The organism is Hydrogenophaga defluvii (genome assembly GCF_042665235.1).
Classification (GTDB): Bacteria; Pseudomonadota; Gammaproteobacteria; order Burkholderiales; family Burkholderiaceae_C; genus Hydrogenophaga; species Hydrogenophaga defluvii_A.
This window is the reverse complement of the sequence record NZ_JBHTBZ010000036.1, coordinates 1-10,033: the sequence shown is the minus strand read 5'-3', so window position 1 is coordinate 10,033 and position 10,033 is coordinate 1. Positions and strand designations below refer to the sequence as shown.

The following is a 10,033-nucleotide window of genomic DNA, read 5'->3' as shown; positions in this document are numbered from 1 at the left end:
TGCGCAAGGCGCGAAACGCCGCCGGGGTATGCCCCCGGCAAGGCTTCGCAACGCCGCGCATGGCCTTTTTGGCCGCAACCCGAAGGGAACAGGGTTAAAACAGCGCCACTCGTCGTTGCACTCCTAGGCCAGACGCCCAGTCTGGCCGTCGTCGCGCGCCTAGATTGGCGCTGTTTTCACCTCGTTCGCACTCGGAAAAATAGAGTGAACAGGCCCTAATCGGCACTGCCCCAAAAGGGCAGCACCAGACCTTACTTGACGATACCGCCCACCGGGGCCGCGATCTGCACCCAACGGCCAGCACGGACCTGGTCGATGGAGACCAGCTCGGGTGTCACGTGGTTGTTGGCCCAGCTCTGACGGGTGTAGGTGGTGAAGTCCTGATGAGGCACCGACTGCATGGTCTTGGCGAACGACTCGGCCGTGACATTGCGACCAGCGGCCTCGAGGCCAGCAATGAACCAATCCAGGTAAGAGTACGCATTGGCCGCGTTTTCGTCGGCGTCCTGGTTGAAGCGGGCCTTGTAGTCGGCCTGGAACTTCTTGGCCGCAGCATCGGTGGTGTCGTTGTCGTGCAGCTTCCAGCCACCCAGGCCGTAAAGCCCCTCCACTGCATCCTTGCCCAGACGGGCCACGATGCTGCTGCGCCCTGGCAGGGAGGTGACGACCTTGACATCGTTCCAGCCCAGCTTCTTGACCTCGGCCATCACGCCGACGGTTTCGCGCACCACGGTGCCGGCCAGGATCAGGTCCACGTTGGCAGCCTTCATGCGAGCCACCTGCGAGGAAAAGTCGATATCCCCCACCTTGTAGGCGGCCTCGGCCACGGGTGAAAGGCCCGCGTCCTTGAGGCCTGCCGACACGCCGGCGCGGATCAGGTCACCAAAAGGACCTTCCTGATAAATCACGCCGATGCGCTTGACGCCCCAGTTTTTCACCGCCCACGAAAGCCCCGTGGCGGTGGTGGTGTCGTAGTTCTGCACCGTGGTGAACAGCAGTGGGCTGTTGCCCGCAACCTTTTGAATGATGGCTGATGCCGCCCAAGGGCCAAACACCACCACCCCCGCGTCGGTGGCCATTTTGACGGTGGCCGCGTTGGGGCCAGAACCAAAGCTGTTGACGATGGCAAACACGTTGTCGCTGCGGATGAGCTTTTGCACAGCGCGCACGGCCAGCTGGGGCTGGCTGCCGTTGTCTTCCGTCACCAGGCGCAGCTTGCGGCCATGGACGCCTTTGACGTTGGCTTCGTCGATGCGCATTTGCATGGCATTGCGCAGCATGGGAGAACCGGCGGCCGTGGGGCCAGAGAGGTCCAGGTGGGTACCGATCACAATTTCCGTGTCGGAAACGCCGGCGGCATGGGCATTGCCCAAGACCAGCGCGGCGGCCGCTGCGGCGGTGGCGATCAGGTGGCGTCGATTGAGTGTCATGCCTTGTCTCCTTGTGGGTGGCTAAAAAAACGTCAGTCGGTGTACATGCTGTCGATCAGGTGCGCGTACTTGCGTGCGATCACCTTGCGCTTGAGCTTCATTGTGGGTGTGAGCTCTTCGTCCTCGGCGGTCAGCAGTTCGCCGATGATGCGGAAATCCTTGACCTGCTCCACCCGCGCCAGTTGCGGGTTGATGCGATCAATCTCAGCGCGGATGAGCGCCACCACCTCGGGCGCACGGGTCAGGCTGGCGAAGTCGGTGTAGGGCACTTGGTGCTCCTGCGCGTGGCGCGCCACGTGTTCCTGGTCCAGCATGATCAGGCAGGTCAGGTACTTGCGCCCATCGCCGATGACGACCGCATCGGTCACGTAAGGGCTGAACTTGAGCAGGCTCTCGATGTGGCTGGGCGTGATGTTCTTGCCGCCCGACGTGATGAGAATGTCCTTGATGCGATCGCGGATGGCCAGGTAGCCGTTCTCGTCGAGTTCACCACAGTCGCCCGTGAGCAGCCAGCCCTCGGCATCCAGCGCCTCGGCGGTCTTGTCCGGCAGCTTCCAGTAGCCGCCGAAGACGTTGGGCCCGCGCACCTGAATTTCGTTTTCGGCGCCAATGCGGATCTCCATGCCCGGCCCTTTGACGCCGGCCCAACCCAGCTTGATGCCACCTTTGGGCGTTGCGGCGCAAAAGCCGGTGGTCTCCGTCATGCCGAAGGCCTCGCGCAGCTCGATGCCACAACCCAAAAACCAGCGGATCAGGTCCGGCGGCACGGGCGCAGCGCCAGTAAGCGCACTCTTGCAGTTCTGGAGGCCTAAAAAGGTACGGACATTGCGCAGCGCCATGCCTTGCAGCAGGCGGTCTCCCAATGGGGGTTTGGCCACCGTCTCGCCGCGCAGGTGAGCTTCCACCGCCGCAGCACCACGTTCGCGCGCGCGCTGATAGACCCAACGCGCAGGTGCGATCGCGTCGCGCATGAAGAGATCGATCTGCGAGTACATCTTTTCCCAGAAGCGGGGCGGCGCAAACACCACATGCGGCGCCACTTCGCGCAAGTCATTGAAAACGGTTCCCGCGCCTTCTGGAAAATGCACAATCAGCCCCACCGCCAGCGGGTTGAACACCGACGCCATGCGCTCGGCAATGTGGCACAACGGCAGAAAAGACAGCGACTTGTCGCCCGGCACCACATCCAGGTAGACCGGCGCCTGGTTGAGCTGGAACACCACGTTGCGGTTGAGGATCATCGCGCCCTTGGGCGCCCCGGTCGTGCCCGAGGTATAGACCAGGAAGGCGAGATCCTCCGAGCGACCGGCATCGATGGCGCCCTCGAAGCGCGCAGCGTCGCGCGCGGCCAGTGCCTCGCCTTGCGCCAGGAAGTCGTCAAAGAAGAAGACCTGTTCATCCTCGAAGCCACGCAGGCCATCGCGCTCCATCACCACGATGCAGCGCAGCGCCGGGCATTGCGCACGCACGGCCAACGCCTTTTCAAGCTGTTCCTGGTTCTCAACGAAAAGTGCCTCGGCGTCGCTGTCGGCCAGGATGTGCAGCACCTGATCGGACGATGACGTGGGATAGACGCCATTGCCCACCATGCCCATGCACTGCGCGCCCATGTCCACGTAGAGCCATTCGGGTCGGTTCTCGGCGAGCACGCAGACCACGCTGCCGCGCGACAGACCCAGCTCCGCCAGCTGCAGGCCGATGGCGCGCGCATGGGCGTAGTACTCGGCCCAGGTGGCGCTCTGCCACAAGCCGCGGTGCTTGCGGCGAAGCGCAGGCCGGTCGGCCCACTCACGGCAGCGCTCGCGGAACAGACGGGCGGGCGTGTCGTGCCCATGGAATCGGGAATAGTCAACCATCTTTTTCATCGCCATGTCTTCCGGCGCTTCCAGCGCTGAGTCGTGCCGCTCAGCCCCTGCTGTTCGCCACCGCCCAAATAAGAGGACTGCACGTCGGCCTTGCGCGACAACGCCTCGCAGGTGTCTGCGGCGACGATGCGGCCCAGCTCCATGATGTAGCCATCGTCGGCGTGTGCCAGTGCGATGGCTGCGTTCTGTTCCACCACCAGGATCGCGGTCCCGGTCTCGTCGCGGATGCGGCAGATGATGGAGAAGATCTCCTTGGTCAGCAGCGGCGACAGACCGAGCGACGGTTCGTCGAGCATCAGCAGGCGCGGCTGGGCCAGCACCGCGCGGCCAATGGCCAACATCTGCTGCTCGCCGCCCGAGAGCAGGCCAGCGTGCTGCTGCTCGCGTTCCTTGAGGCGCGGGAACCACTGAAACACGCGCTCGAGGTCGCGGATCACACCATCCGTGTCGCGCCGGGTGTAGGCACCCATGGCGAGGTTGTCGCGTACGCTCAGGAAAGGAAACACCTGGCGCCCCTCGGGCACCAGCACCAGGCCGCGCCGGCATACCTCGTCGGCGTCCAGCCCATGCACCGCTTGGCCCAAGAACAGCACCTGACCCTTGAACGGATCGATCACACCGGCCAGGGTGTTGAGCAACGTGGTCTTGCCGGCGCCATTGGCCCCCAGCACCGCCACCATGCGACCGGGTCGGACCTCGATGTTGACGCCTTGCATGGCCGCGATGGGGCCGTACCAAGTTTCGAGGTTCTTGACTTGCAGCAATGCCTGCATGTTCGCGTTTCCTTCTGTCATCCTCATGCCCCCAGGTACGCGGCGATCACCACCGGATCGGCCTGCACCTGAGCCGGTGTGCCCTGCGACAGCACCGCCCCTTGTGCCATGCAGATGACGCGATCAGCCACGGCGCTGACCAGCGACATGTCGTGTTCAACCATGACCACGGTGATGCCCAGATCAGTGCGGATGTCATCGATCCAAAAGGCCAGGTCGCGCGTCTCCTCGGGGTTCAAGCCCGACGCGGGTTCGTCCAGGAACAACAACTCGGGCTGGGTGCAAAGCGCACGGCCGAGTTCGACCACCTTGCGCACGCCATACGGCAAGCCAGCGATGACGGCGTTGCGCCAGGGCGAGAGCTCGAGGAACTCGATCACTTCCTCGGCGGCTGCGCGGGCCTCTTCCTCCAGGCGCGTGACGGCGGGCGTGCGCAGTACCTGCTGCCACCAGGCCCCGTGGTCAAAGCGGTGACGGCCCAGCAGCAGGTTGTCCATCACGGTGGCGGCCTCAAACAGCTCGATGTTCTGGAAGGTGCGGGCAATGCCGTGGGCCGCGATGCGGTGGCGGGGCACCTGGGTCAGGTCCTGACCCTTGAACACGATCTGACCCGCCGTGGGGTCGAAGACGCGGGTGACGGTGTTGAGCATCGAGGTCTTGCCTGCGCCGTTGGGACCGATCACGGCCAACACCTCGCCGATGTGGACCTCCAGATTGAGCCGGGCGATGGCCTTGACGCCGCCAAAGGACAGCGACAGATCGCGCACGCTCAACAGTGGCGTAGCGGTTATGGAAGGGGTGCTCATCGGTAACGCTCCGACTTCATATAACGTTTCTGGCGCTTGAAGGTGTCACGCCGGTAGAGGGGGAAGGACTCGAACAGCGCGCGCAACTTGAGCCAGCGTCCGTTGAGGCCAGCGGGTTCGAATAGCACGAACAGTGCAAGCACCAGACCAAAGATGAAAATCTCCAGGCCGAACTGCTTGGCCACGCTCTCGGGCAGCATGGGCTTGATACGCGAGATGGCGGTGGGGAGCAGGCTGATGAGCACCGCGCCCAGGATGGCCCCGCGCAAGCTGCCCAACCCACCGATCACAACCATGAGCACCAGCTCCAGCGACAGCAGCAGTGTGAAGCCGTCGGGCGTGAGGTACTTGATGTGGTGAGCCAGCAGTGCACCGGCCAGGCCGGTGATGGCGGCTGACAGTGCGAAGGCCGATGCCTTGACCGCGTTGACGTGAATACCCAGCGAATAGGCCGCTGCCTCTGAATCGCGCACACCCACAAACGCGCGGCCGATGGCCGAGCGCAGCAGATTGAGCAGGCCCAGCAGCACCGCTACCAGCACCACCAGGCACAAGTAGTAAAAGGCCTTGGGACCGCCCAGCGACCAGCCTGCGATCCTCGGATCTTCGACCGCCAAACCAGTGAAGCCGCCGGTGACCGAATCCCAGTGACCTATGAGCTGCTCGACGATGATGGCGAAGGCCATGGTGACCATGGCCAGGTACAGCCCCGAAACGCGGATGGCCGGAATGCCCACCAGCAAGCCAGCCAAGCCAGTCACCAGCGCCGCCAGCGGCAGCGACAGCAGCAGCGGCACACCCTTAGACAGCGCGTAGGCATGGGCATAGGCGCCGATGGCCACGAAGGCCGCGTGACCCAACGACACTTGGCCGGTGAAGCCCGTTAGCGCCATCAGGCCCATGCTGGCCACGCACAGGATGAACACATACGTCAGCTCGCCCAGCAGGAAGGGCGTGGCAAACAGCGGTGTCAGCAGCAAGGCCGCCAGCAGCAGGCCATAGAGCACACGCTGGTCAGCGTGGCGCAGAAGCGCGAAGCCGTCGCGGTATCGGGTGTTGTAGTCGAACTTCATGGCGTTTCAAACTCGGCGGCCGTGGGCTTCGCCCAGCAGGCCACGGGGGCGGATGATGAGGACGGCGATCAGCACCAGGTAAGCCACGATGTCCTTGGTTCCCTGAGGCATGTAGACGCCAGCGTACTGCTCGATGAGGCCGATCAGCAGGCCGCCGAGGATGGCACCGGGGATGCTGCCGAACCCGCCGAGCACCAGCGCGGCCAGCGCCTTGAGGGTGACGAACCAGAGGCTGATGTCCACCAGCGTGATGGGTGCGAGCAGCACGCCGGCCACCGCCGCAGTGGCGCCGGCCAGCGCCCACACCAGCGAATTCACCCGTTTGACGCGCACGCCGTTGAGGTAGGCCGCCAGTTGGTTCTGCGAAGCCGCCTGCATGGCCACACCCAGCCGCGTGTGGCGGAAGAACAGGAACAGCACCACCGTCACCGCCAGCGCAAAGCCCAGGATGACCAACTGAAGTTGGGTGACCACCAGCCCGCCCACCTCTGCCGTCTGGTTCGTCCATGGCGTGGCGTAGTTGCGCGACTCGGGGCCAAACACCATGCTGACCAAACCGCGCAGCATGAAGGCCAACGCGATGGTGAGCATGACCCCCGCGAACTGCGGTTGGCCAGCGATACGGCGGATGACAAGCGCGTCCAGGCCGTATGCCAACAGCGAGGCCATGGCCACGGTGATGAGCATGGCCAGCCAGAAGGGCAGCCCCATCACGGTGATCAGCCCCCAGGCGGTGAAGGCCGAGACGACCAGCAGGTCACCGTGGGCGAAGTTGAGCACCTCGGTGGCCTTGTAGATAAGCACGATGCCCAGGGCGACAAGCGCATAGATGGCGCCCACGGCAATGCCGTTGGCGGTGAGTTGAGCGAAGACCTGGAGACTGCTGTTCATGGCTGGGGGTGGGTTGGCATCTCGAAATCGACCTCCCACGGCAGCAACGGCTGGTGGCAATGACCGCAGGTGGTTCGGGGTATGAAGTCTTGCCCGCAGGCCTTGTGCGTGGGTCGGATGGAAGTGGGTTCGTGAAAGTGTTTCGCGCTGGCCCAGGTGGACAGGCACACGATGTAGCCGAAGAGTCCTCGGCTCGACGGCGTGAGGCGGTAGATGCGTCGGCGCGCATCCACTCGATCGGGTTGCTGAATCAGGAGACCGGCCTCTACCATGTTGGCCAAGCGGCGCGCCAGCACGCTGGGGCCGATGCGCAGCACATAGGAGAGTTGATCAAAGTAGTGGCAACCGAGCACCACCGCCGAGATGATCAACACGCTCCAACGATCGACGCGCAAGCCCAGCGCCATGTCGGCACCGCTGCCGGCGGTCAGGCGCGGGGTGCGCAGCGGCGCGGCGGTGTCGTGGGGCAGTCGCGGGTTGGGCTCCAGACTGAAGCGGAGGTCGGTCATGGCAACGACCTCACCACAGGCGGTGCAAGAGAGCTCGGGGTAGAAGGCGCGGCCGCAGGTTTTGTGCACCAGGCGCGTGGGCAGCGGCACGTCCCGGTCGCCATAGCGGTGCTCCCAATCCCAGATCATGAGCACAGCGTCGTACAGCGCCAGACCCTTGCGCGTGAGGTGGTAGGCATAGCGCTCGGGGCGTTCCTGGTAGAGGCGTGGACGCAGCACGTCCATATGCACCAGTGCCTTGAGGCGGTCGGCCAGGGTGTGGCGCGGTATGTGCAGGCGCGCCTGCCAGTCGTCGAACCGGCGAAGGCCGGTGAAGGCGCCCAGCGCGACTTGCGTCGTCCAGCGGTCACCGAACAGCTTGAGCCCGTGGCTCAGTGTGCTGCTCGAGAGCGCCTCGCGCATCAGCTCGCGGTCGATGGTTTTGGGCATACGGCGAACCCGGTTCAGACCCGTTCCACAACCATGGCCACCGCCACGCCAGCAGCGCCGCAGATGGCAACAACGGCGCGGCGCGCACCCCTGCGCTCCAGCTCGTCGAGCGCCATTCCCACCAGCGCGCTGCCGGTGGAGCCCATGGCGTGGCCCAGAGCGATGGCACCGCCGTTGACGTTGAGGCGCTCGTGGGGCACACCCAGGTGCTTCATGTAGTGCAGCATCAGCGCGGCGAAGGATTCATTCACCTCGAACAAGTCGATGTCGTCCACGGCCAGCCCTGCCCGGGCCAGCGCCTTGCGGGTCGCGTCCACCGCTGCCGTGAGTGCCAAGGTGTGGTCCACCGACGCATCGGCCGTGGCGAGGATGCGCGCACGCGCCTTCAGGCCCAAGCGCTCGGCGGCGGCCGGGCTGGCCACCAGCACCGCCGCCGCGCCATCGGCCATGGCCGGTGAGTTGCCAGCGTGCTGCACGTGGTCCATGTGCGGCAAGCCGTAGTGTTTGCACAGCAGCGCATCAATTCCGTACTTTTCGCCCATTGCGGCAAAGGCGGGCGCCATGGCCGCCAGGCCCTCGATCGATGTCTGTGGACGCGGGGTTTCGTCCTGCGCCAACAGCACGCGGCCGTCGGAACCAGTGACCGGTACCACCGAGCGGAAATGCCCCACATCGCGGGCCGCCCCTGCGCGCTGCTGCGAGGCCACGGCGTAGGCGTCGCATTGCTCGCGGGTGAAGCCTTCCTGCGTCGCGATGGCATCGGCCGCCACGCCAATAGGCACCAGCATGGTCTCGCGCTGGAATTCCAGGTCGTGTGTCAACGGCCCCTGGTCGGATGCCATGGGCACGCGCGACATCATCTCGATGCCGCCGGCGACGGCCAGCGCGTCGTTGGCCAGTGCCTGGCTCGCCGCCCACTGCACGGCGCTCAAACCGGAAGCGCAGTAGCGGTTGAGCGTGAAGCCCGAGACCGAATCGCTCCAACCCGCGCGCACCAGGGCCAGCTTGCCGATGTTGGCGCCCTGCTCTGCGGTCTGTGTGACGCAACCGAAGGCGCCATCGACCACCTCGCTGGTGTCCACGCCGGTGCGTGTTTGCAAAGCCTTGAGCTGTTGGGCCAGCAAGTCCACCGGCTTGATGCCCTTGAGGCTGCCCTTGTCGTTGCCACGGCCGCGCGGACTGCGCACGGCGTCGATGATGAGTGCGTGGGTCATGGGGTGATCTCGTTCTGTGAGGCGGAGCGTGGCCGCGGCCAGCGCGGGAAGAAGGCCGGTACACGCGCGCAGTACGCGGCGTAACCGGGCTTGGTTTTCTGCATGTGGCGCTCCATCAACGAGGTGGCGGAGCCCCGGTACATGAACCAGGTGATGTAGGCCGCCGAGGCCAGGCCCACCCAGCCCCAGGGCGAGGCCAGCGCCACGATGGCGTAACCCCACCACATGGCGGTCTGGCCGAAGTAGTTGGGGTGGCGGGTCAAACCCCACAGCCCGCTGTCCAGCAACTGCGACGAACTGGTCCGGTTGCGCTTGAAGTGGGTGAGCTGCCAGTCGCCGCCTGCCTCGAACACGAAGCCCAGCAGCCACACCAGGGCGCCCAGCGCATGCCAGGTGCCCAACGGCTGCGGCGATGCGATCGATGCCACCAGCGGCATCACCCACACCCAGAGCACCACGCCCTGCAGCAGAAAGATCTGGAAGTAGCTCCACCACCACCAGCGGGCACCCCCGCGCTCGCGCCAGCGGGCGTAGCGCGGGTCCTCGCCATGCGGCAGGTTGCGCCAGGTGATGTAGAGGCTGTAGCGGCCAAAGCCCAGGGTACTCATGGCCAGCAGCGGCCAGGCCAGGGGGTTGGCACCCAGCTTCAGCCACAACCACCATGGCAGTGCAAGCAACAGATAGCCGAAGGCGACGTCCATGATGCTGGCGTCGCGCTTGAAGAGGCTGAGCACCCACACCACGGTGAGCCCGCCCCACAGCCACACGCCGGCAAGCATCCAGTGAGCGAGCAAGCTGTCGCCCAGTGTGGATTCGGTCAAGACCAGCACCGCCCCCGCGCCCGCGGGCAGCAGCGGGTACCACCAGCCCGGCCCCCACGGCCGTGGCATGGCCCACAACCACACGGCGCTCAGCAGCACCCAGGCGGACCAGATCCACAAACTGGTGGTTGGCATCACGCGCCCCGCTCCACCACAAAGCTGACCACGGTGGCGCAGGAGCCGCCGATGTTCAAGGTCTGCAGCCGCCGCGCGCCCTCGATC

General features: G+C 65.3%; 9 protein-coding genes. All 9 read right to left on the bottom strand.

What is annotated here, in order from left to right; all coding sequences use genetic code 11:
• Nucleotides 1-251 precede the first annotated feature (251 nt).
• From ACFQU0_RS13305 to ACFQU0_RS13265, 9 genes are read right to left on the bottom strand one after another with little or no spacing between them, the layout of a single operon-like run.
• On the bottom strand, nucleotides 252-1,430 hold the full coding sequence (locus ACFQU0_RS13305; protein ID WP_382201565.1) for an ABC transporter substrate-binding protein: 1,179 nt from the start codon (nucleotides 1,428-1,430) through the stop codon (nucleotides 252-254).
• Between the two features lie 32 nt (nucleotides 1,431-1,462).
• A complete protein-coding gene (locus ACFQU0_RS13300) occupies nucleotides 1,463-3,295 on the bottom strand; it encodes an AMP-dependent synthetase/ligase (protein ID WP_382201563.1) in 1,833 nt (610 codons plus the stop codon).
• The gene (locus ACFQU0_RS13295; protein WP_382201561.1) at nucleotides 3,292-4,068 is read right to left on the bottom strand and encodes an ABC transporter ATP-binding protein; all 777 of its coding nucleotides are present in this window, start codon (nucleotides 4,066-4,068) and stop codon (nucleotides 3,292-3,294) included. Before ACFQU0_RS13295 ends, ACFQU0_RS13300 begins: the two co-directional genes overlap by 4 nt.
• Before the next feature lie 23 nt (nucleotides 4,069-4,091).
• Entirely contained in the window at nucleotides 4,092-4,874 is a 783-nt protein-coding gene (locus tag ACFQU0_RS13290) for an ABC transporter ATP-binding protein (RefSeq protein WP_382201559.1), read from the bottom strand.
• Nucleotides 4,871-5,947 (bottom strand): branched-chain amino acid ABC transporter permease, encoded by a 1,077-nt coding sequence (locus tag ACFQU0_RS13285; protein ID WP_382201557.1) that lies wholly within the window; start codon nucleotides 5,945-5,947, stop codon nucleotides 4,871-4,873. Before ACFQU0_RS13285 ends, ACFQU0_RS13290 begins: the two co-directional genes overlap by 4 nt.
• 6 nt (nucleotides 5,948-5,953) lie before the next feature.
• Nucleotides 5,954-6,838, bottom strand: coding sequence for a branched-chain amino acid ABC transporter permease (locus ACFQU0_RS13280; protein WP_382201555.1), 885 nt, complete (start codon nucleotides 6,836-6,838; stop codon nucleotides 5,954-5,956).
• On the bottom strand, nucleotides 6,835-7,776 hold the full coding sequence (locus ACFQU0_RS13275; protein WP_382201553.1) for a winged helix-turn-helix transcriptional regulator: 942 nt from the start codon (nucleotides 7,774-7,776) through the stop codon (nucleotides 6,835-6,837). Before ACFQU0_RS13275 ends, ACFQU0_RS13280 begins: the two co-directional genes overlap by 4 nt.
• 14 nt (nucleotides 7,777-7,790) lie before the next feature.
• Nucleotides 7,791-8,990 carry an acetyl-CoA C-acyltransferase gene (locus ACFQU0_RS13270; protein ID WP_382201551.1) on the bottom strand — a complete coding sequence of 400 codons (1,200 nt, stop codon included), beginning with the start codon at nucleotides 8,988-8,990 and terminating at the stop codon, nucleotides 7,791-7,793.
• Nucleotides 8,987-9,946, bottom strand: a complete 960-nt coding sequence (locus ACFQU0_RS13265; RefSeq protein WP_382201549.1) for a DUF1295 domain-containing protein — start codon at nucleotides 9,944-9,946, stop codon at nucleotides 8,987-8,989. Before ACFQU0_RS13265 ends, ACFQU0_RS13270 begins: the two co-directional genes overlap by 4 nt.
• Between the last annotated feature and the right edge of the window lie 87 nt (nucleotides 9,947-10,033).

Excerpts from the sequence above, each read along its gene's own strand:
- ACFQU0_RS13305 (WP_382201565.1), bottom strand. The coding sequence starts at position 1,430 with ATGACACTCAATCGACGCCACCTGATCGCCACCGCCGCAGCGGCCGCC.
- ACFQU0_RS13300 (WP_382201563.1), bottom strand. The coding sequence starts at position 3,295 with ATGAAAAAGATGGTTGACTATTCCCGATTCCATGGGCACGACACGCCC.
- ACFQU0_RS13295 (WP_382201561.1), bottom strand. The coding sequence starts at position 4,068 with ATGCAGGCATTGCTGCAAGTCAAGAACCTCGAAACTTGGTACGGCCCC.
- ACFQU0_RS13290 (WP_382201559.1), bottom strand. The coding sequence starts at position 4,874 with ATGAGCACCCCTTCCATAACCGCTACGCCACTGTTGAGCGTGCGCGAT.
- ACFQU0_RS13285 (WP_382201557.1), bottom strand. The coding sequence starts at position 5,947 with ATGAAGTTCGACTACAACACCCGATACCGCGACGGCTTCGCGCTTCTG.
- ACFQU0_RS13280 (WP_382201555.1), bottom strand. The coding sequence starts at position 6,838 with ATGAACAGCAGTCTCCAGGTCTTCGCTCAACTCACCGCCAACGGCATT.
- ACFQU0_RS13275 (WP_382201553.1), bottom strand. The coding sequence starts at position 7,776 with ATGCCCAAAACCATCGACCGCGAGCTGATGCGCGAGGCGCTCTCGAGC.
- ACFQU0_RS13270 (WP_382201551.1), bottom strand. The coding sequence starts at position 8,990 with ATGACCCACGCACTCATCATCGACGCCGTGCGCAGTCCGCGCGGCCGT.
- ACFQU0_RS13265 (WP_382201549.1), bottom strand. The coding sequence starts at position 9,946 with ATGCCAACCACCAGTTTGTGGATCTGGTCCGCCTGGGTGCTGCTGAGC.